Source organism: Streptomyces lydicus (assembly GCF_004125265.1).
Lineage (GTDB): Bacteria > Actinomycetota > Actinomycetes > Streptomycetales > Streptomycetaceae > Streptomyces > Streptomyces lydicus_C.
In genome coordinates this window covers 1,819,610-1,840,162 of sequence record NZ_RDTE01000003.1, presented here as the reverse complement: position 1 = coordinate 1,840,162, position 20,553 = coordinate 1,819,610, and the positions used below count along the sequence as shown (strand labels likewise).

Genomic DNA, 20,553 nt, shown 5'->3' with positions numbered 1-20,553 from the left:
GCGCCGGCCTCGGCAGGGGACGGTGCGTGCGTCCACCAGGAGTTCTCAGGAATGGCGGTCCCTCCAGGGCAGAGCGGGGGCGGTGGCCCGGCCGATGCCGGGCCACCGGACGGAATGGCCGAAGCAGGCGTCTGACCTGCTTCTTTGTCGGCGTCAGCCGCACTCGGGGCAGCGCTCAAGGTGCCGGTTCAGGGCCCGCGCCATGTTCCGTTTCACCGAGACGGCGTTCTTCCAGCTGGTCTTCGCCGACGCGGCCCCCTGGTGACGCTCGGCATGACCGCGCAGGAAGCGGATGTCCTGCTCGAAGTCGGCCTTGATGCTGGTGAAGCGATGGCAGGTCTTCATCACGTCGCACTCCCGGTCATGGTGGTACCTGCCTCGGCGCGCAGCCGCTCCAGGACCGGCGTCAGGCTCTCGTTCCGGCCGCCCCCGAGGTTCAGGGCACGGAGGATCTCCCGCAGCTGGGGACGGTTGATGGACGCGTTTCCGTCGCGCTCCAGCAGCTCGGCCACGTGGGGACGAACCCGCTCGACCGTCTCCTCGACGCTCAGCTGCGGCCTCCGCGAGCGCCTGGACTTCCCGGTACCCGGCCGGCTTCGATGCGCCTTCGCCTTCGGCTTCTGCCGTACGGGGACGGGGTGGGGACGGTCCCCGTAGGTATCGGTCCCCGTTTCGGCGGCGAGGACTTTCCCGTCCCCCTTGTGGTTGGGGACCGCGACGGGATGGTCCCCAACGGGCTCGGTCCCCGATTCGATGGCCGGGTGTTCCAAGCTTGAGCTGCCAGTGGGGACGGCTGCCGGGAACGAGCCGCTGCCCCTCTGTGCAGCGGCGATGTCGTCTCCCGACGTCGCCGCGTCGCGCCGGTCAGCTAGGTGCGCGTCTCGCTCGACGGCTCGGTCCCCGTTGCTGTTGGGGATGGTGCGGGGACGGTCCCCAAGCGGTTCGGTCCCCGTTTCGGCGGCGAGGATTTCCCCGTCCCCGCCCCCGTCCCCGTTGCTGTTGGGGACCGTGACGGGACGGTCCCCGTCAGACTCGGTCCCTGATCCCGGCTTCGCCCTGTCTTCGACAGCCCCGTCCCCGACCGGCACGTTGCCTTGGGGACCAGCGTCGGGGACCGTGCTCAGGGACGGGCTCACCTCCCTCCCGCTCGCCGACCGAGCCACTAGGGACGGAGCGAGAGGGGACGGGGCACCACGGTGGTCGACCTGCTCGCACTCGGGATCGGTCCAAGGTGAGGGCAGGGTCACGGTGGCGAGGGCTGAGGCGTGCCGGCGGGCGGCCAGCTGATCCAGCAGCGCACGGCGCTGTGCCGGATCGGTGCCGACACCGGATCGTGCGAGAGCCGTCTCAAGCTGCCGCTCGATCCGTCGCCCGCGGCGATCCGCCCGCTGCTTCTCGGGCATCTTGGCCAGCCGTGAGGCGAGGGCTCCTGCCCGTTCGGTGGCACGTTCCCTGGTGATCTGGGCGGCATCACGATTCCGCGTGGCGACTCCCAGACGCGAGAGCAGACGTTCCCGCGCTTCGCGTCCCAGCGTGGCCAGCAGCCCCTGCGAGGCGGCGTCCGGCTTGTGCAGCCGCAGCTCGATGCCCATAGCCACATGCCAGAGCATGGCCGCCATAACCGGTCCGACGACGGCTCGCACAGTGCCGCCCACCGGACCTGACTCGGCGAACGCGGGGATGATCTGCACCGCGGTGAGCACCCAGACCAGGGTGCCGGGCACACCAGGCGCGCCTTGGTTCCGCAGATTCTGGCGGGCCAGCAGGGCGTTCGCGAAAAGTGCCAGTTCGGCCGTGGAGAAGAAGGTGGCCCGTTGCACCGTGTCGGTCATGCCGAGGAAGTCAGCGGCGAAAGACCAGCTGGTCTCGGCGCTGTACGCCGTGCAGGCGAGCGCGGCGAGAGCCGCGACCCAGACCGTGGGGGTGCCAGCGCGCAGGACGCCTGCCCGGGTCCGGTTGCGTCGGATCGACCAACCGGCCAGCACCAGGGCGAACACCCCGATGGCTGCGACCGCGTAGACGGGGTCGATGCCGAAGGGGAGTGACATGGCGATGGGGTGAGTCATGCGGCCTTTCGGAGAGCGGCGATCAGGGAGTGGGTGTGCGCCTGGCGGGGGACCTGCACCGGCGAGACGATGTCCTCGTCCTCGTCCTCGGCGGTCTCGTCGTCGGTCGGCTCGGTCTCGTCGGGCCGCTCCCAGTAGCGGTCGCGATCGGCAACGGCGTGGGCGGCGTTGCGCATCAGGTCCTGTGCCCATTCGAGATTGAGCCGCAGTGCGTAGGCGAGGCGCTCGGGGCTCCAGCCGCGGACGTAGGCGTGGCGGGTGACGGCCTCGCGCTCGGCGTCGCTGAGGTGGATGTCGCGGCCTTCGAAGGCTGCCTTGACGCGGCTGTAGTCCAGGCGCTTGTTGACCTTGGCGTGCCAGGGGCGTCGCTCGTCCTCGGTGAGCCCGCCCCACATGCCGTGGCGGAGTTCGTTGTCGAGGGCGTAGTCGAAGCACGCCTTCTTCACCGGGCACCGGGCGCAGATCGACTTGGCTTCGTCGATGGCTGCGCGGTTGCGGGCTGTGTGGAAGAACAGCTCGTCGATGTCCTCGGGCGGCATGTTGTGGCACTCGCTGCGGGCCTGCCAGCTATGGTCGGCGATGCCCCGGAGGGTGGGGGGAGGCGTGTCGTTGGTGGTGATGTGGCGCATGTCGGTCTCCGGAGGTCGCCTCGTGGGCGCGGCGGTGCGCCGCGAGGCGGGCTCGGGTACGGCGTCGGCCGTACGCAAGGCGGAACGTTTCTGTGGAGAAGCGGGGCTGCGGTCAGGCGACGGACGCCTTGGGCCGCGCGGCCAAGGCGCGGTCGATGCGGCAGGGGTGGGCTGTGGCGCGTGGTGCGTTGCCCCTGGCGGCGCCGTCGAGGGTGATGCGCCGGCGGCGGCAGGGCTCGCCCTCGGCGGCATGACACCACTCGCACGGCACTCCGAGGACGTCGGGGCCGCCGGCAGCGATGGCGGCCTCTCGGGCTGCGCGGGCCGGGCGGTACGGGGCCAGATCGGCGCGTACGGCGGCCGGTATGTAGGCGTCGACGGCGGCCGACTGGCCCTTGAGCCCTCGCTCGTGCCGCCCTGCGGTGATCCCGCGGTGTGCCGCGGGAGCGGCCTGTCCGGCAGCCACGGCATCGCGCGCCGCCAGCAGCTCGGCTCGCCAGGCTTGCGGGTTGTCCGGGTCGGCCATTGGGGTCGGGTCGGTGTGCCGGGCCAGACGGTCGCGGCGGTGCGCGTACCATTCGCGGGCCACGTCGGCGGGCAGTATCGGGTACGGGGAACTCACGATGCGCTTGCGGGCGATCTCGCGCACGTCCCAGCCCTGGCCGGTGGTCATCGGGACGTCGTCGAGCAGCTCATGCCATGTGTTGAGCTGGTCGCGGGCTTCGCCCGCGTTGGTGCGGATGAGGCGCGGGTCCAGGCGGCCGACGTAGGTGATGACGGCAGCAACTTCGCGGCGGTGCAAGGTAGTTACTCCGTTCCAGTCGGTTCGTCGACGGCGGCGAGTAGGGCGGCCATGTGCGCGTCGGCGCGGGTCATACCGGCCTGCGGCGCGGGTGTGCTGCCGGGCAGGGCGTAGAGGTTCGGGCGCTGGGGTGTGGGACTGTGCTCGCGGGCGATCCAGGACCGCCAGTCGGCAGCCCAGGCTGCGGCGGAGCGCGGGCTCCAGGCGCTGCGGTGGTGGCGCCACTTCGCGTCGGCGGCCTGCAGGCCGTCCTCGCCGAGGCGTGTGATGTGGCCCTGCTGCTGGGCCCAGGACAGGCTCGTGTCGTCGACCTGCCAGTCCGTAGCGGAGGTGAGGCCGGCAGCACTACTGCTGCTGTACTTACGGTTCACCTTCGGTTCACTACGGTTCTGGGGGTCAGGTTCTGCCCCGGAGGGGGGTCGGATACTGCCCCGGGGAGCGGTCAGGTTCTGACGAGGGGGTGCAGATTCCGACCGGGGCAGATCCTGACGATGGGGGTCGGATTCCGCCCCCGCCTTCGGCCAGATGCTGTGCTTCCGGAGCCGCTCGCCCTCCACCTCGGGCACCGAGTCGGCGTCTGCCAGAGGCTCGACGTAGGCGTCAGCGTCGTCATTCCTGACGGACGCGACCTTGGCGAGCCAGGCAGCTGTGCGCGGCAGCCGGTAGACCGTGCTGTGCTGCGGGCCCTCGTAGTCGTCGAGCACCTCCAGCTCACCGGCATCGGACAGCGCGGTGATGGCGGCGCGCACGGCGTTGCGGCTGGCGTTCGTCCGCCGCATCAGAGAGGTCAGGGATGCCCAGGCGACGCACTGGTCGTCGGGTACCCGGTCAGCCAGCGACAGCAGGACCAAGCGGGCGTTCCCGCGGCTGGCGCTGTTCTCCCACACCCACTCGCGGGCGTCCACGCTCATCGGGACACCGCCGTATCACGGCGCCCGTCCGGGCAAGCGAAGGTGGCTGCCGCGCTGGCCGGTGAAACCGGCCTTTTGCGCAGGGCAGGCGGCATGTAACACTCTCCTACGTAGTGAAACCCGCATCCGGTGTGCCCCGTGGAAAGGGCCGGTGGCGGTGAAGGTGGGTAATCGCTGCCCTTGCCGGGGCAGGAGTGCCATCAGGCGGTCGGCGTCCAGGAGTTAGCGGCTCCATGGGCGCCGTCGCTGTTTTCGGGGCTATGCCGCCCTGCTGCATCACGCGTTCTGCATATGGCTCCTCATGCCGTCTGCCGCCGAGCGGGGTGCCCGGCGAGGGACGACGAACATACGCACGCCCTGCGGCAAGATCCAGACCTTGCTAAAGGAATCTCTACAATTCGCGCGGGAAGGTGACGGCGCCTGTGCCTGCAAAATCGAGACGGCGGGGCAAGCCGCGCGCAGCGGGATGATCACCCCGCCGCACTCAGAAGTGATCTTCATGGCGCCCCTCTTTATCGTGTGGTCAAGGTTGTTGGACCGGCTGGCCATAAGGATTTAAGCCAACGCCTGGAAGCTCCGTCAAAGCTGACCGTATGCCCGTTTTGGCTGCATAGGTCGCGAGCCTAAGAGGGCCCGCCAGGATGGGTTTGCGGCATGCAACCCCCTTGAGGATTAGCGGAGATGGGGAATCTCGGCGGCGCGAAAGGGGTGATCGAATGACTGGTCTAGACCGGCATCAGGGGCTGGTCGCCAAAATCGGCAAACATTTGCCGTTTTCGCGGAGCAGGTGCACGGGCGGGGGTGAGATGTCCGGTTCATGGTTGAAGTGGCCATCGACGCGGCGCTCGGTGGTCAGGGCGATGCCCCTTGCTCCTGCCGTGGCCCCATGCCCATTTGCGGGCTTCGAGGTTCACCGGGGGTGCCCCAGTAGTCGAGCTGAAGCCCCGCCGGGGGTGTCTGTGGGGTGTAGCGGTAGCGAGGGGGCGGGCTGCCGCGCCGGCCGGAGCTTTCGGCCTTTCGCGCATGGCAGTCGACATGCCAAACTCTCCTGGGTAGTGAGTCTGCGCCGGTGTGCCCCGTGGAAAGGGCCGGCGCGGTGAAGGTGGGTAATCGCTGCCCTTGCCGGGGCAGGAGTGCCATCAGGTGGTCGGCGTCCAGGAGTTAGCGGCTCCATGGGCGCCGTCGCTCTTTGCGGGTCTTGCCGGGGTCCGGTCGTCTGCGTGTTCTGTACGTCACTCCCTGCCGCTCGCGGTGCCGGGCTGACTGCCCTGAGCTGCGACGACGAACGTGCACGCGCACCCGCATCAAGATCCAGATACGGCTCGTAACTCCCGCCCCAGCTGCAGAGAGTGATGATGCGAGCGGTTCCCGTGTTTTCTCGGGGGCGGCCATGTGGGCTGCGCGCGAAGCTCCGGCCGGTCAGTTGCCACGGCAGCCCAGAATGCGCGATGCATGCCGGGCTGTCCGAAATGAAGCGGGTTGCTGGAATTCCTCACAACGGCGCAGCGAAGCGGATTTGGTGCGCCCACTGCCGCCCCCTCGCGCTTTCCGGTCGAAGATCAAATAAGTCTGGATCGCCAGATGCGACCTGTACCGCTCGGGGAATATGGCTTATGCCACATCGCCGATTATCCCTGGGCGGGTGAAGGCGGGCAGGTCGCCCCGAAGGGCGGCATGCGCCACACGGGAACGTTCCGGCGAGGAAGAACTTTCCATATCCAGGATCTACGCGTCAACTGGTGTTAATGACGGCGTACAGTGGTTGAACCATGGTGGATCTCCGGTTAGGAAAGGATCATGAAGGATTCGACAGAGGGGGCGATGAGTCGCCGGGCGGAGACGCTTAGTGACCGGCTCAATCGCCTGTTTGACGTGGTGCACCCAGCCGACCGCGGCCCGTACAGTAATACCGAAGTGGCTGCGCTGATGGAGGCGCGAGGGCTCGCAAAGATCACCGGTACGTATCTGTGGATGCTGCGCACCGGGAGGCGAGACAATCCGACGAAGCGTCACCTCGAAGCGCTCGCCGCCTTTTTCGGTGTGCCTGCCGCCTATTGGTTCGACGATGAAGTGGCAGAAGCGACGGCGCAGGAACTGGAGTTGCTGCAATTGATCCGGGACTCGCGGATCAAGAACGTCCTTATGCGCCTGTCGGATGTCTCGGCCGACGGGAAGGACGCTGTCCTGGGGCTGGTGGACGGTGTGAGAAAAATGGAGGGACTCCCGCCCTCCGGCTAGCCGGATGCGGCTGCAGGAAAAGCAATGATCAAGGAATGGCGATGTGGTTTGTACGTAGCCGGCGGCAGGGCGATCTGCTGGCCGAGCTGAATCTCCCTCGCGTCACGAGCGTCCGTGACCTCCGTGGCGAGGTTTCCCGCCGAACGGGCCGGACCGTGGTGCTGGAGCCCAGGGAGCAGGCTTCATCACTTTGCGGGGCGTGCGCCATCACCGAGAGCCATGCCTATGTGTTCTATGACCCCCGAACCAGCCCCACGCACCAAGATCACATCATTGCCCACGAGTTCGGTCACCTGCTGCTCGGACATCATGAAACCCGCCCGCTGTCCGCCCTGGCGCCAAGCCTCATCACCACCATGGACCCGGCCGTCGTGCAGATGATGCTCGGGCGCACCCAGTACGACGAGGTGGAGGAGCGCGATACCGAGGCGCTGGCCTCGCTCCTCCAACGCAAGATCATCGACCGCTGGCTGTGCAGCGATGAGTCCTCCGGAGACGATGTCCAGGATCGGGTCACACACACGCTGCTGCGCCGGCGGGAGGCCCGACGGTGAAGGACCTGCTCCACCCCATCAGCATCGTCGTCGCCGCCATAGGGCTCCTGTCCCTCTTGCGGGACATCCCCGCCCGGCGCCGCGACCCCGCTTCCACGGCCCTGGCCGCTGTGTTCATGCTTTCCGGCCTGTCCTTCCTGTTCTCTGTCACACCGATGTGGCAGTACCTCGACCGCGCCCTGGGCACTGTGAACCTGGCCGTTCCCCTGGCGCAGGGGTGCGTAGTGGCGCTACTGGCCTGCCAGCAGGTCGTCCTCACCTACTGGGGCTCGCCCCCCGACATCGCCCGCAGGAAGGCACGGACATGGCTCGGCGCCGGCCTCGCGGTATTCGCGGCGCTGCTGGTGCTCTTCGCCATGCTGACGCCCAGCGCGCCGAGGCCGATCGATTTCACGCTCTACTACGCGCACGACGACTGGTACGCCGCGTACCTCACCCTGTACGTCACCGCCTACACCATCGGGGAGCTGTCCCTCGCCCGCGCCTGCTGGCGCCTGGCCCGCCGCAGCGCCCGCGGGTCCGTCCGCGTCGGTCTGCGCATCGTCGCCCTCGGGGCCACCGTCACCCTCGGATACAGCGCTGTCCGCATCGGCGACGTCATCGCCAGCGCCTTTGGCGCATCCCTGGCGGAGTGGGAGAGCTGTGCGTGGACCTGCGGTGACGTCGGCGCCATGCTCACCCTCATCGGATGGTTGGTGCCCACGCTCAACGACCAGGCTGAGCGCGTCCGGTACCGGATCAAGCAGCACCGCAGCTATCACGGCCTTCGACCACTGTGGCTGGCCTTCTACAGCTCAGCGCCCGAGATCGCCCTGCCGATCGACCGCGTCGACCCCGCTCAGCGCCGGCGCTTCCGCGGCATCGCGATCAAGCTCTACCGGCGGTTCGTCGAAATCCGCGACGGCCGCTTCGTGATCCGCCAGCACCTCGATGCCGGAGTCCGCGAGTGCAGCGAGGCCCACCACAGGGCGAGAGGACTCCGGGGCCAGGACCTGAACGCCGCCGTGACGGCCGACCAAATCCTGGCCGGCATCGCAGCCCGGGCCGAAGGCATCCGCCCAGAGCCCGACCAGCTCACCGACTTCGCCGACGCCGATCGCCAGACCAGCCGACCGATGGACGATGTCGAGGCTCTCCTCGCCGTCGCCCGCCACCTGCCACCCGAACCTTCCCGCACCCCGCACTCTGAGCGAGCCTCCGCATGACAACCGACCTCTCCCGCCAGCCCGCGCACGTCCAGCTCCGCGCTCTGGACCGTCACGAGATCTCCAGCCGTGAGCTGCTCGACCTCCACCTCGACCGAATTGACGCCAGCCCCATCAACGCCGTCGTCACCCGGGATGACGAAGCGGCCCAGAAAGCCGCCCGCGCCGCTGACGAACGGCGGGCTCGCGGGGAAAACACCGGAGTCCTCGATGGCCTACCCCTCACGATCAAGGACAGCTTCGAAACGGCCGGCCTGCGTACCACAAGCGGCTCGGAGGACCTGAAGCTCCACGTCCCAGAACGGGATGCAGACGCGGTCGCACGGCTCCGCCACCAGGGCGCCGTGATCATGGGGAAGACCAACCTCCCCACCTACTGCCAGGACCTCCACACCAACAACACGCTCTTCGGCCCCACCCTCAACCCGCACGACCCGACCCGCACGGTCGGCGGCTCCTCCGGCGGACCCGCAGCAGCAGTCGCCGCCCACCTCACACCCGCCGACCTCGGAAGTGACCTCGCCGGCTCGCTCCGACTGCCAGCCCACTACTGCGGGGTGTACGGCCTGCGGCCCACGCACGGAATCGTCCCGGCCCGCGGCCACATCCCCCGACCACCAGGCTGGCTGACCACCAGCGACATGGTCACCCCCGGCCCCCTGGCCCGCCACCCCCGAGACCTCGACCTGATGCTCACCGCGCTGACCACCCAGGCACCGACCGAGAACAGCCCCTGGCGCCTAGATCTGCCGACGCCGAGCAAACGCGTCGAGCAGGTGCGCATCGCCATGTGGCCCGAAGACCCGAGCTGCCCTGTCGACAGCAAGACCACCCAGGTGCTCACCCTTGTCAAGGAGGCGTTCTCCGGCGCTGGCGCCGTGGTCAGCCACACCGCGGGCCCCGTAAGCTTCGGCGACTCCACCCGTCTGTTCGAGCAGCTCCTGCACGCCACCGCGACAGCTACCGCCGACGACCAAGCCGCCACCGAAGAACTCGCCGCCGCACAAGAGCTACAGGACGGCGACACCAGCCCCCGTGCGGCGTTCCTCCGCCACCGGACCCAGACCCACCGCACCTGGCTCCGCGCGAACGAAGAACGCGCCACGCTCCGGAGGACCTGGCAGCGCTTCTTCACGGAGTACGACGTCCTCATCACGCCAGCCGCTCCCACTTCTGCAATCCCCGCGGACAGCCGCTCGCTCGCGATCGACGGCCACCAGCGCAACTTCTTCGACCAGACCGGATGGGCCAACCTCACCAGCCACATCGGACTACCGAGCCTCGTCGTGCCCGTGGCCACAACAGAGGACGGGCTGCCCATCGCCGTGCAGATCATCGGCCCACCCAACGCAGACCGTTTCCTGCTTGCCCTGGCGGAGGAGTGTGCACCGCTGCTTCGGTGACAGCACCTGAGACACCGTCCACCCGAGAAGTGGCCTATGTGCCTCGCGCGTCATCCGCAACGGCGCGAACGCCAGCCGACGGCTGATTGCAGCGGTGCGGCATGGAGAACCCGAGTTGGACTGTGGGCGCGAAAACGATCTCCAGGCGATGCGCCAGATGCCGCAACGCTCTGTTGGCTCGGTTGGCCATAAGGAGTTGCTCCAACGCCGAGAAGCTCCGTCAAAGGATGCAGATGACCCGCCTGGGTGGCATTCAGCGTCCAACTCCCGCTCGAATTAGGGAGACGTGGCATTCCGGCAGAACGAAAGAGGCGATTGCGTCGCTAGTCTATACCGGCCGGGGGGTCGGTAAAAACTTGCCGGTTTCGCATATCAGGCGTAAGTGCGAGGGAGGGATGCCCGGTTCGCGGATGATCTGAGGTGTGACTGTCCCGGGGGTAATACTCGGCAGTCACATTCTGGTTGGTATGTGGTTGCCGCCACACGTGGTCAAGATCGTCCAAATGCCGCGTATGGTTTTAGGTGGGGAGACGTTAAGGGCGGGGGGCGGCGATAGCGCCGCCCCTCTTTGTGCATGCCCAAAAGTAAGTGTCTCCTGTCACGCCAACGCATTGACAGGGAGAGGCTGATGGCCGCGACGCGGCGGGCCGACGGTGACGCGGCTGCGAAGGGAGTAGCCGGACAGTACATCGGATTTGGTGGGATGCTGAAGCAGTGGCGGAAGGCCGCCGGCGTCAACCAGAAGCCCTTGGCGCGTGCCCTGGGAATCGGTGAGCGTACGTACCGCAATATCGAGCGGGGCGCGACCCCGAAGTTCTCGCAACCCCAGTGTGATGCCTTGGCGGACCTGCTGAAGCTGGACGCCGACGAACGCCACGCCCTGCTGCTCTACAACGTGGGCACCTACTTGCGTGCGTCGTCGACAGCCGATGGCCGGCCCGAGGTCGGGGCGGCCCTGCGGCTGCTCATAGACCGGCAGATGCCTTCGCCGACCTACCTGTCCGACCGCAACTGGAACATCATTGCCTACAACCGCGCCATGGCCGAGCTGTGGCCGTGGGTCATGGAACCTCGGGCCAACATCATCCGATGGGCGCTGACCACTCCGGAAGGGCGTGCCACCTACCACGACTGGCACAAACACGCCGCGGTCTTCGTCCGGATGCTCCGATTCGCGCTGACCACCCACGGCGGCGACGCCGATCTTCAGGAACTGATCGCGGACGTCAAGAAAAATTCCGAGATCCAGAAAATCTGGGACGCCGACGCCGATCTCGTAGAGCACCGCGACGGCCACGTCTTCCTCGCCAGCGTCCCCACCCTCGGCTGGAAGACGATCGAGATCGTCAGCCACGTGGCATACCCGGCCGTCATGCCCGACTGCCGCTTCGTCGTGATGACCTGGGTGGAGGCGGAACCGGACGCCCACCAGGATGCGTTGGGCGGCACACGCAACGCATGGGCAGAGGAAACGCACAATACGGCTCATGAACGCAGTCGTGCCAAGGCACGCATCGCTGAAGCTGATCGCCTCCGCGACATGGACCTGCGCACCGCGCGTCTGGTGGTCGACAGCGCCGAGCAGGCCGCGGCCAAGGCTGGCAAGGACGGAATTCCCCTGCCGGCGCTCAGTCGGCTCGTTGGGCCAGCCTCCCAGCTGACGCTATCCCCATTGAATCGCAATGTGGTCTGGGCAGTTGAGGAAGCACCAGGTGAATGGGGCGTCTCGCAAGTTTCTCCGTCCACACTGATCGCCCGCGTGCCGCCTGCCGCCATTCACGGTGACGTACGAGCCGAGTTGAAGAGACTCACACGGATTGCCTTGCCAGTCGCCCCCGAGGCTGCCGCCGACCGAGTCCAACAGCTAATCAGTGAACTCGACCAGCAGCAAAGCCTTTTGCGTGAAATCCAGCGAGACCTGACCGGCCCCAAACCGGCCCTGAGTGCTTCCCGCGACATAGCCCGCGAAGTCCAATCCGAACTTGTTTCGTGAGCCCAGTAAAGGCCGGGCCGGGAAAGCATGCTTATCGGCACTGAGTCGATCGACCTGATGTGTTATGGCCTGCCCTCTCAATCTGAACTCTGTAGAAAGACCCGATCCTGTGTACCAGTACACCTATGCCTGTCCGCTGCGATGGAGTGACGCTGATGCCTACGGTCACGTCAACAATGCGCAATTCCTCGGCTACATGGAGGAAGCCCGCACGCGTATGTTCCAGGAAGTCGTTGCCGCTAGCGAGGGAGAGCGCCGTCAGAATGCCTTCGTCGTGAGCCGAACCACCATCGACTACCGCGCCCCACTGCACTACAGCGCCGAACCCGTTGATGTGCATGTCTGGGTCACGAAGGCTTCCGCCGCCACCTTTGAACTCGCCTATGAGATCAGAGATTCCGAGCGGCTGTACGTCGAAGCCACCACCAAGATCGTCGCGTATAACCTGGACTCCAGTTCTCCGCGGCGTCTCTCGGATGTTGAACGGGCTTTTGTCGCTCGCTACATCAGTCGCTGAACCGGCCGTACGGCGAGTGGCCGTAACGTCTCTCGCCCCAGAGTGTCGAAATCCTTCCCCGCCAGCAACTACGCCCTGGCCTGGCGATCGAAAGTTAGCTTCGGCGGCGGCACGGTTAGCGCGACATCCTCTTCTCGGCCTGGCCCTGACCTGCGACGACTATCTGCATGGCAGCTCCTACTCGATTGCGGTGTTTGAATGGACTGTCGTTCCTGGTCTGGCAAGGAGAAGTGCTGTGCCCCTGGTGTCTGTCGTGATGCCCGTGTACAACTCGGCGGCGACCCTGAGCGCAGCGGTCCGGTCGGTACTGACGCAGACCCACAGCGACCTTGAGCTGCTGGTCACCGACGATCAATCCTCCGATGGCTCCATGGATCTGCTCCGCGAGTTCGCAGAGCAGGACGAACGCGTCCTGCCGGAGACGGCGCCCGAGCGATGCGGTGCGGGCCGGGCCCGTAACCTGGCGATCGAGCGGGCCCGCGGAGACTACGTGGCCTTCCTCGACTCCGACGACATGTGGCTGCCAGAGAAGACCGAGAAGCAGCTCGCCTTCGCCACGGAAGGCGATGCGCCGCTGACGTTCACCTCGTACTTCAAGATGGACGCCGACTATGCCGGTGAGAGCACTGACTGGGTCCCGAACGGGCGGGTGGTCCGTGCGCGGGCGCACGTGGACTACCGCGCGATGCTGGTCCGGGACCACATCGGTGCTCTCACCGCCATGTACGACCGCAATGTCCTGGGCACGAGGCTGATGCCGGAGATGCGTAAGCGACAGGACTACGCGCTGTGGCTGTCGATCATGCGGGACGGCGCTGACGCCCGCGGCCTGGCCGAGCCGCTTGCCGTGTATCGGGCCCATCAGGCGGGATCGCTGTCCTCCAACAAGATGTCCTTGGTCAAGTACAACTGGTCGCTGTACCGCGAGCACGAGCATCTGTCGGTCCCGCGGGCTACGCGGGCGCTGGCCGGCGCTGTGTGGCAGTCGTTGCGCAACTCGCGCATCTAACTCCGTGCACGGGCCTCGGGAGCCCGGTGCGTGATCGTGCCCGCTATGCCGATGTCCCTACGGTGTGGAGGAAATGTTGAACTCCCTGCACTTTCAGGTGTGGCTCGTAGCCGCGTGCGAGGTCGCTGATCTGGCGGAGGCAGCGGGAGGCGCCGATCCGCTGGGCGAGGACGAGGGCTTCGTGCGCGGTTGCGGTGCTGTGGTCGATCTCTCCCTGGCGTAGAAGGCTTTCGGCTTCGTAGGCGAGGAAGACTGCGCGGGTTTTGTCCCGGGCGGTGGGCAGGAGGGCTACTCCCTGGGTGATCTGATGCAGGGCGGGGCCGGTTTCTCCGAGGTCGATGAGGCAGCGGCCGGAGTCGACCGCGAGGTCGGCGGGGCTCATCCAGGAGCACCATGCCGGGGGTGCGGCGGTGGCGGTGTTGAGGGAGTGTTCGGCGGCGTCGAGGTCGCGGCGGCAGGCGCGGGCATCTCCGGTCATGGCCAGGGCCCGGGCTTTGCGGAGGTGGAGCAGGGAGCGCGCGGTGGCGTCCTGGGTGCGGGACAGGGCGTGATCGAGGACGCCGATGGCGGTGCCTGCCTGGCCGAGCCAGATGCTCTGGTAGGCGAGGTCGGAGAGGATGCCCGCTCCGCGGTCGCGGTCGCCTACGTGGTGGGCGGCGTGGAGGGCCGCGCTCCAGTAGTGGCCGGCGGCGGTGTGATTTTCGTGGTCGAAGCGGTGCCAGCCGATGGTCTGGGCGAGGGAGGAGGCCAGCGCGTAGAGGCGCTCTTCGGTGGCCAGGGCGTAGCGGCACTTTTCCAGTAGCCCGATGACGGTGTCGTAGTAGCTGTCGAGGATCTGGGCGCTGTGCTGGCGGTCCGCGGTGGCCATGCCCGCGAGGCGCTTGACACTGCTCTCCAGATAGGTCACGAACTCTGGGGCGACGGCCTGGCCGTCGGCGGCCGACGCAGCAAGAGCGGGATCGAGGGTGGCCCACTGCTGCGCGAGGGTCGTGAGAGCAGCTGGCGCAAGTCCGAGGAGGGTGCGGCGGTTGAGCATGGCTTGGCGTTGGGCCTTTCTGAGTGCGGCGACCGTATCCCCTGTGCCCAGGTCAACGGGCGCGTCCTGCCCGGGCAGCCAGTACGGCCAGCCCAGCGCGGCCACGCGATCGTGATCGACCTTGAAGACCTCGCCGATCAGCTGCTGGTACCAGGCATCGGGCGCTCGGCCTCCGGGGCGCTCCCACACGGACACCTGCTGCTTGGTCGTGCCGGCCCTGCGGTCGTGGCGGCGCGCCGCCTGCTTGATCTCCTCGGCGAGATCGCTCTGGGACAGGCCGAAAAGGTCACGGGCGATAGCGAGCGGGTGCTTGGGGAGCGTGTCCACCCGTCCATCTCAGCATCCGAAGCCCTGTGTGGGGACCGGAACGCCACCAGTCGCATGACCCACGCATGACTCTCGAACACTGGTTCCAGGAGGTGGATTTGGGTGTACTCACCTTCCCCGGTCCAGTCGGTTCCGGGCAGACCCAGACCAGGATCGGAGGCCCGGCATGGGCGACGATGCGGTGACCACCCTCGCGCTGAGCGGCGCGGACAACACCGGCAAGACCAAGCAGCTTGGGATCCTCGCGCGTCGAATCGGTCCCGCTGCTGTGGCGACCGGGCCGCTGGATGCGCACGATGCCCGGTGGGAGGAGATCAAGAAGGACATGACCGCCTGGTGGTTCCAGACCGGGCCGATGCAGGAGGTCGCCGACGTCCTGGCCGCCTCCTACCTCCAGCGCTCCAACCGCCCGGGTGCCGGGGCAGGGCTGCGGTTGATGGATCGGGGCCTGCCAATGCTGGAGGCGTCCGTTGCCGCGACCGCCGCGGTCCGCGAGGACCTGACCCCCGAGCAGGCCGCCGACAGAGCACGCGGCTTACTGGAACGGTATGCCCAGGACCTGAAGGCCGCCGAGGCCGGCGAGCACGGGATCGTCCTGCTGCACCACGAGGACCCGGCGATCGGCACCGCCCGCGCCCTGTCCCATGAGACGAGCGTGACCCCCACCTACGCCGACTACCAGCGCCACCTGCACCACCAAATCCACCGCCTGGTCGACGAGGACCGCTTCGACGGGGTCCTCGTCGTCGACAACCGCTCCGTCGTCGCGGTCCAGCACGACCTACGCGTCCTCCTGCACCCGCACACCGCACTTGTACCGGCCGGATGCCTGCCCGGCGTCCGCGTCGTGGCGCTGGGCGGGATGTCCGAGAGCGGCAAGAGCACCGCGGGGGAGTACCTGCGCACCCGACACGGCCACGCCCGTCTCAAGATCGGCTACCTGATCGACGAGGCAGCTCACCGCGCCGGCATCGACGACCCGTACGCCCTCGCTCCGGTCGTCCGCGCCGAACTCCTCCTGGACGGCTTGGACCGCTACGCCACCGCGCACCACTTCCTTGACCGCATCACCCTGGAATCCCTTCACGAGCTCGACGTCACCGCCGAGCTGCGCCGGATGCTCGGCGACCAGCTGTCGGTCGCCTACATCCACACCGCGGCCGAGCTGCGAGCCCGTCGCGGGACGGCCGGCCCCGCCGACGTGACCCTCCGGGACACGGTGAAGACATCCCGCGGCGCAGACGAGATCGCCTCGATCGCCGACACCGTGGTCGACAACAACAGCACCCGTCTGGCACTGGAACGCCAGCTCGACGGGATCGCCTTGGATGCCGCCTGGCCCGCCATCACCCCGGCCACTACCCCCGTCAATGCCCTCGGACTGCCCGTCGCGCTGGAGCGGTTCCTGACCACCCTGCTGCAGCGCACCACGCACCGGCCCGAGCCGCTGATCGACCTGCTCGCCGTCACCGGAAGTGGCGCCTGCGGCAAGTACCAGCACGGCTGGAGCGACCTGGATATCTTCGTCATCGCCGAGCCCGACCGCACCACCGAACTGCGCCAGGCCCTCACCGAAACACAGAGCGATCTGGGCGAGGTCAAACTCGGACTGACCGTCCTGAGCCAGGCCGAGTGCCGCGCCGGCGCGGTCACCTCGCGTCTCCTGCACGTGATGACTCTCCTCGGCACCGGCTCGCTGCTCCCGCTGTGGGCCCGGCCGGGCCTGACGATCCCCGCCCCGCCGCTCGCCGACGACGTCGCCGCGAGCCTGGAAGCCGGAGTGCAGGCAGCCGTCGAGATCCGCCGCCAGCTCCTCAAGGGTTCCCCGGACCTGCGCGTTCTTTTCAAGGTGTCCGCTCTGCTGGCCAAGGTGGTCCTCCGCTTCGAGGGCACCGAGCAGGCCACGGACACCGACGCCCTGGACACCCTCGTGCGCGCAGGGGATGAGCCGGACGACGGTCTGGTGCTCAGGGCCCGCACCGAACGGGCCGCCGCCCAGGACCTCGCCCAGCTCGTCCTCGACCACTGGATGGCCACCATGCCGGCAACTGCGGCGGCCGCATGAACACCGCGACCGTCCCAGGGCCCTTCCGCAAGACCCTTCCCACTGCTAGGGCGCAATCCGAAGAACTGGGCTGGCGCCAGATCGCCGGCCATTTCGAGGTCCCCGCTCTCCTCCAACGCACCGGGCTCGATGGCGACACCGACGTCATCACCTACGAGAACGTCTTCGCCTCCGGCCGCTGCCGACTCTTGCTGGGCGACGTCATCGCCCTCGCCGACCACGGTCACGCCCCCACCGGCGAGGTCGCCGGCCTGATCGACGCGGTATGCGACGACCTTGTCGCCGCAGCTACGAAGTCCGGCCGCACCACGGCCCTGTCGGCCTGCGTGCCCGGCCTCTACGCCGACCGCATCCGCCCCGGCGGTCGGCTCGACACCTGGTACCAGGACCCAAACCTCACCGTCACCGACACGCACACCGGCGAGCCAACTCCCCTCCGAGCGCTCACCGGCTACACCGCCACCGTCAACGACACCCCACTCCTTCTGGACGTCCCCGCCGCGATCCACGCCGCTCGCAGCGCGCTTCACGCCGACGGCCAGTGGACGTCCGCCCTCACCCAAGGCGACCCGACGGAGCCCAACATCGCCGCCAGCGCCACGGGCGCATGCTGGCTCGACTTCGAGTACGCCGGACGCAACACCCTCGCCGGTGAGATCGCCAACCTCCTGTGGTACCTCCTCGCCCTCGGCGGCTGGCTCGTACCCACCTACCAGCGCGACGTCTACCACCGGACCCTGCCCCTCCACCTGCCCCCGGCTGCCACCCCCACCATCGAGCACGCCGAACTGTCCACCCGGCACCGCCGATTGGACCTGCACCACACCTGGTTCACCGGGCCCGGCCGCCGCACCGCCCTCACCCGACTCCTCGCCCGCATCACCACAGACCTCGGCGACGCCGCCGGCCTGCCCCATGGCAGGCAACTGCACGCCCTCGGCCCCTACCTCACCCTCCGCATCCTCGGCGTCATCGCGCCCCACCTGCTCAGCCCCGCCGACCTCCTCCTCCTGCTGGTCAAACTCGCCCAGGTCCAGAACCTGACAGACCCCACCCCGTTCACACACGCCGACCTCGTGACCATGGAGAGCCCGTGACCACGCCCCTCCTCGCCCCGCCCCTGGTCGCCCGCCCCCTGCAGGGCCGCGTCGCTCTCATCACCGGCGCCGCGACCGGGATCGGCGCGGCCACCGCCCGAGCCCTCGCCAGCGCCGGCGCCACCATCGCCATCGGCCACTACGCCCAGATCGACCAGGCCCGCACCGCACTCGAAGAGGTACGCCGACTCGGCACGGACGGAATCGAGGTGAACGCCGACCTCACCGACCCAGACGCCGTCGACCTGATGGTCCGCCAGATAGTCAGTGAGGTGGGCCCGGTGGACATCCTGGTCAACAACGCCGGCGCCTACCCGCGCATGACCTGGCACGAGACCGACGAGATTGCCTGGACCCACGCGCTCGACGTCAACCTCACCCTCCACTACCGGATGAGCCACGCCGTCACCCCAGCGATGATCGACCGCCAGTGGGGCCGCATCATCAACGTCTCCAGCGTCAACGCCCGCGCAGGACGCCCCGGACTGACCGCCTACAGCACCGCCAAAGCCGGTCTGCTTGGACTCACTCGGTCCCTGGCCAGGGAACTTGGTCCCCACGGCATCTGCGTGAACACTGTCCTGCCGGGAGCCATCCAGGTCGACGCCGAGAACACCCTGCCCGCTCACCACCGCGCACGCCCCGAAGACCAGATCGCCCGCCAGTGCGTCCCCCGCCGAGGCCAGCCCGACGACGTCGCCGCCGCCATCGCCTTCCTCGCTGCCCCGGCCGCATCGTTCATCACAGGCCAGTCGTTGCACATCGACGGCGGCTGGCTGCTCCACTGACCACCGCACCACCAAACCCGAAGGAGACCACCCGATGAAGCAGCGCGTCCGCGCCATCCTGATCACCCCGGATAACACCTTGCTCCTGATGAGGCGTGTCCGCCCCGGCATCGCCCCGTACTGGGTGATCATCGGGGGCGGCGTCGAGGACACCGACGCCAGCCGCGAGGACGCACTCCTGCGCGAGGTCCGCGAAGAGATCGCCGGCGAAGCCAAGATCACTCGCCTGCTCCACCAAATCGAGAACGCCCAGGGCGAAACCGAATTCTTCTACCTCGCCCACATCAGGAAGTGGAACTTCGACGACAGGACCGGACCCGAGTTCCAGCGGGACGACCGCGGTGAATACCTCCTCGACGAGATCCCCCTCACCACCGAGGCTCTCGCCAGCGTGAATCTGCTGCCTGAGGAGATCTCCAACGTGCTGCGCGAGGCACTTGAACGTGGCGAGCTGCACGCCACGGTGTAGTCACGGGATGTCCGCGGTTCGCCCTGGCACAGAGGTAGGGCGCTGGGCAAGACGTCCGAGGAGCGGCCTAACGTCGTGCTCGCCCGCGGAGGCATCCTCCAGGTCCTCGTCGACGACGGCGATCGCCGCTCTTCACGGTGAACCGCCGGGCGGCGAACTCTCTGCCGGGCACATGCCTCTCGGCCGACCGGTGCCGGGTAGCGTGGGTCGGAAGGTTGTGTCCCAGATGGTAGAGGGGTGGGTGTGGAGACCTTCTTTAGCCCTGAGCGTCAAAGCAGTTGGGCCTTTGGTCCTTTCCTCCATTTCCTCGTTCTTCTTAACCACCATGAGGACTACCGCGCCTACGCGCGTGCTCACCGCGACCTCTTCAGCAGGTTCGATGACCACCTGGGTGTTGTGCCCGAGGAATGGCTTCACTGCACGGTCCAGGGGATCTACACCCCTACGTCTGCCGAGCAGACCGAGCAGCTAATTGAGACCACCCGCCGGGAAGTCGCGAGGATGCGTCCCTTCACCGTGCAGATGGGTCCGACCTGGCCGGGTGTCACGGGAGTGACCGTGGCCATGTACCCGGAGACCGGCGTGGCCGATCTCAACGAGCGTGTCCGGGCAGCCGTCGAAGCGGTGCCCGGAATTGCACTGCGCCCAGGGGCAGCGAAATTCTGGGCCCATTCGACGTTGGCCTACGTGCGGAATGGCGAATTCGACGACGGGCCCCTGAACCGAGGACTTCGCGATCTCAGGCCCGAGCGGGTCGACGTCACCATCGATCGCGTTCACCTTGTCAACCAGCGGCAGGACCCGGCAGCGGGGTATTACACGTGGGAGGTTGTGGAAGAGTTTCCATTCGCATAGAGGACGGGTGGTCGAGAACGCAACCAGGCCACCAGAACGTTCGCCTTACAACACCCCAGGGAAGGAAGCCAGCATGACGACGATCATCGAGCAGTCGCGGACGTGGCAGGGCTTGGGCGGCCCGGCCGAGTGGTCGCAGGCGTGGGAACGCACTCGTGAGCTGATCGGCCTCCGTCCCGACCGCTTCAGCGACCACGACAGCGACGGCACACAGGAGGACGGGATCTCCGCGCTCGCAACCGCCCTCTACATCACGGCCCGAGAGCAGCGCATCGAAGCCGCCGCTGTGCCCAGGCAGGCCATCGACGACCTCATGGACCAGCGCCCCGGGGAGACCGTCCTCGACACCGTGCGGCGGTGGGAGGCCCATCTGGAGAACCTGGGGCACGACGTCGACTGCACGACCGACCCTGTCTCCGCCCGCTGGCGACGACTCCGTCTCGAACATGACCCCGAAGACCGTTCCTGGGACGACTCGCTTGCGCGCCACGGATACGGCCTCACCGCCATCCACTACGTGCTCAGCGGCCACGTGGCACTGGTCTTTTGAAGCCGGCCTTCGAAGCCAGGAAGGTCTATGCCTGGTGAT

Annotated in this window: 19 protein-coding genes; 13 read left to right on the top strand and 6 right to left on the bottom strand. The window is 67.7% G+C overall.

Annotation, left to right across the window (positions count from 1 at the left end):
• Positions 1-153: 153 nt before the first annotated feature.
• The 5 genes from D9V36_RS10680 to D9V36_RS10660 form a co-directional block, all read right to left on the bottom strand.
• Positions 154-345: a hypothetical protein gene (locus D9V36_RS10680; protein ID WP_129293561.1), complete on the bottom strand. Its 192-nt coding sequence runs from the start codon at positions 343-345 to the stop codon at positions 154-156.
• Complete coding sequence (locus tag D9V36_RS10675) at positions 345-2,066, bottom strand: hypothetical protein (protein WP_129293560.1); 1,722 nt, start codon at positions 2,064-2,066, stop codon at positions 345-347. The genes D9V36_RS10680 and D9V36_RS10675 overlap by 1 nt, the downstream gene beginning before the upstream one ends.
• Positions 2,063-2,695, bottom strand: coding sequence for a WhiB family transcriptional regulator (locus D9V36_RS10670; protein WP_129293559.1), 633 nt, complete (start codon positions 2,693-2,695; stop codon positions 2,063-2,065). Before D9V36_RS10670 ends, D9V36_RS10675 begins: the two co-directional genes overlap by 4 nt.
• Before the next feature lie 112 nt (positions 2,696-2,807).
• Entirely contained in the window at positions 2,808-3,497 is a 690-nt protein-coding gene (locus D9V36_RS10665; RefSeq protein ID WP_129293558.1) for a zinc finger domain-containing protein, read from the bottom strand.
• A 5-nt stretch (positions 3,498-3,502) separates the two neighbouring features.
• Complete coding sequence (locus D9V36_RS10660) at positions 3,503-4,408, bottom strand: helix-turn-helix domain-containing protein (RefSeq protein WP_129293557.1); 906 nt, start codon at positions 4,406-4,408, stop codon at positions 3,503-3,505.
• A 1,797-nt stretch (positions 4,409-6,205) separates the two neighbouring features.
• Between D9V36_RS10660 and D9V36_RS10655 the strand changes: the two genes are divergently transcribed.
• The 7 genes from D9V36_RS10655 (at position 6,206) to D9V36_RS10625 (ending at position 13,327) form a co-directional block, all read left to right on the top strand.
• Entirely contained in the window at positions 6,206-6,646 is a 441-nt protein-coding gene (locus D9V36_RS10655; RefSeq protein ID WP_241720803.1) for a helix-turn-helix domain-containing protein, read from the top strand.
• Positions 6,647-6,687: 41 nt separating this feature from the next.
• Positions 6,688-7,200, top strand: coding sequence for an ImmA/IrrE family metallo-endopeptidase (locus D9V36_RS10650; protein ID WP_241720802.1), 513 nt, complete (start codon positions 6,688-6,690; stop codon positions 7,198-7,200).
• On the top strand, positions 7,197-8,405 hold the full coding sequence (locus D9V36_RS10645) for an MAB_1171c family putative transporter (protein ID WP_129293556.1): 1,209 nt from the start codon (positions 7,197-7,199) through the stop codon (positions 8,403-8,405). Before D9V36_RS10650 ends, D9V36_RS10645 begins: the two co-directional genes overlap by 4 nt.
• Complete coding sequence (locus D9V36_RS10640) at positions 8,402-9,808, top strand: amidase family protein (RefSeq protein WP_129293555.1); 1,407 nt, start codon at positions 8,402-8,404, stop codon at positions 9,806-9,808. The genes D9V36_RS10645 and D9V36_RS10640 overlap by 4 nt, the downstream gene beginning before the upstream one ends.
• A 628-nt stretch (positions 9,809-10,436) precedes the next feature.
• The gene (locus D9V36_RS10635; protein ID WP_129293554.1) at positions 10,437-11,801 is read left to right on the top strand and encodes a helix-turn-helix transcriptional regulator; all 1,365 of its coding nucleotides are present in this window, start codon (positions 10,437-10,439) and stop codon (positions 11,799-11,801) included.
• A 109-nt stretch (positions 11,802-11,910) separates the two neighbouring features.
• Complete coding sequence (locus D9V36_RS10630) at positions 11,911-12,318, top strand: acyl-CoA thioesterase (RefSeq protein ID WP_129293553.1); 408 nt, start codon at positions 11,911-11,913, stop codon at positions 12,316-12,318.
• Between the two features lie 235 nt (positions 12,319-12,553).
• Positions 12,554-13,327, top strand: coding sequence for a glycosyltransferase family 2 protein (locus D9V36_RS10625; protein ID WP_129293552.1), 774 nt, complete (start codon positions 12,554-12,556; stop codon positions 13,325-13,327).
• A gap of 43 nt (positions 13,328-13,370) precedes the next feature.
• Here the strand turns inward: D9V36_RS10625 and D9V36_RS10620 are convergent, their stop codons facing one another.
• Entirely contained in the window at positions 13,371-14,690 is a 1,320-nt protein-coding gene (locus D9V36_RS10620) for a helix-turn-helix domain-containing protein (RefSeq protein WP_241720801.1), read from the bottom strand.
• A 166-nt stretch (positions 14,691-14,856) separates the two neighbouring features.
• On the opposite strand from D9V36_RS10620, the gene D9V36_RS10615 reads away from it, so the two are divergent.
• From D9V36_RS10615 to D9V36_RS10590, 6 genes are all read left to right on the top strand, one after another.
• On the top strand, positions 14,857-16,755 hold the full coding sequence (locus tag D9V36_RS10615; RefSeq protein WP_241720800.1) for a nucleotidyltransferase domain-containing protein: 1,899 nt from the start codon (positions 14,857-14,859) through the stop codon (positions 16,753-16,755).
• On the top strand, positions 16,752-17,852 hold the full coding sequence (locus D9V36_RS10610; RefSeq protein WP_129293551.1) for a hypothetical protein: 1,101 nt from the start codon (positions 16,752-16,754) through the stop codon (positions 17,850-17,852). The genes D9V36_RS10615 and D9V36_RS10610 overlap by 4 nt, the downstream gene beginning before the upstream one ends.
• Positions 17,849-18,640, top strand: a complete 792-nt coding sequence (locus tag D9V36_RS10605) for an SDR family NAD(P)-dependent oxidoreductase (protein WP_129293550.1) — start codon at positions 17,849-17,851, stop codon at positions 18,638-18,640. The genes D9V36_RS10610 and D9V36_RS10605 overlap by 4 nt, the downstream gene beginning before the upstream one ends.
• A gap of 34 nt (positions 18,641-18,674) precedes the next feature.
• Positions 18,675-19,109, top strand: a complete 435-nt coding sequence (locus D9V36_RS10600) for an NUDIX hydrolase (RefSeq protein WP_129293549.1) — start codon at positions 18,675-18,677, stop codon at positions 19,107-19,109.
• 243 nt (positions 19,110-19,352) lie between these two features.
• Positions 19,353-19,964, top strand: a complete 612-nt coding sequence (locus tag D9V36_RS10595; protein WP_129293548.1) for a 2'-5' RNA ligase family protein — start codon at positions 19,353-19,355, stop codon at positions 19,962-19,964.
• 73 nt (positions 19,965-20,037) lie between these two features.
• The gene (locus tag D9V36_RS10590) at positions 20,038-20,514 is read left to right on the top strand and encodes a hypothetical protein (RefSeq protein ID WP_129293547.1); all 477 of its coding nucleotides are present in this window, start codon (positions 20,038-20,040) and stop codon (positions 20,512-20,514) included.
• The last annotated feature ends 39 nt before the right edge of the window (positions 20,515-20,553 follow it).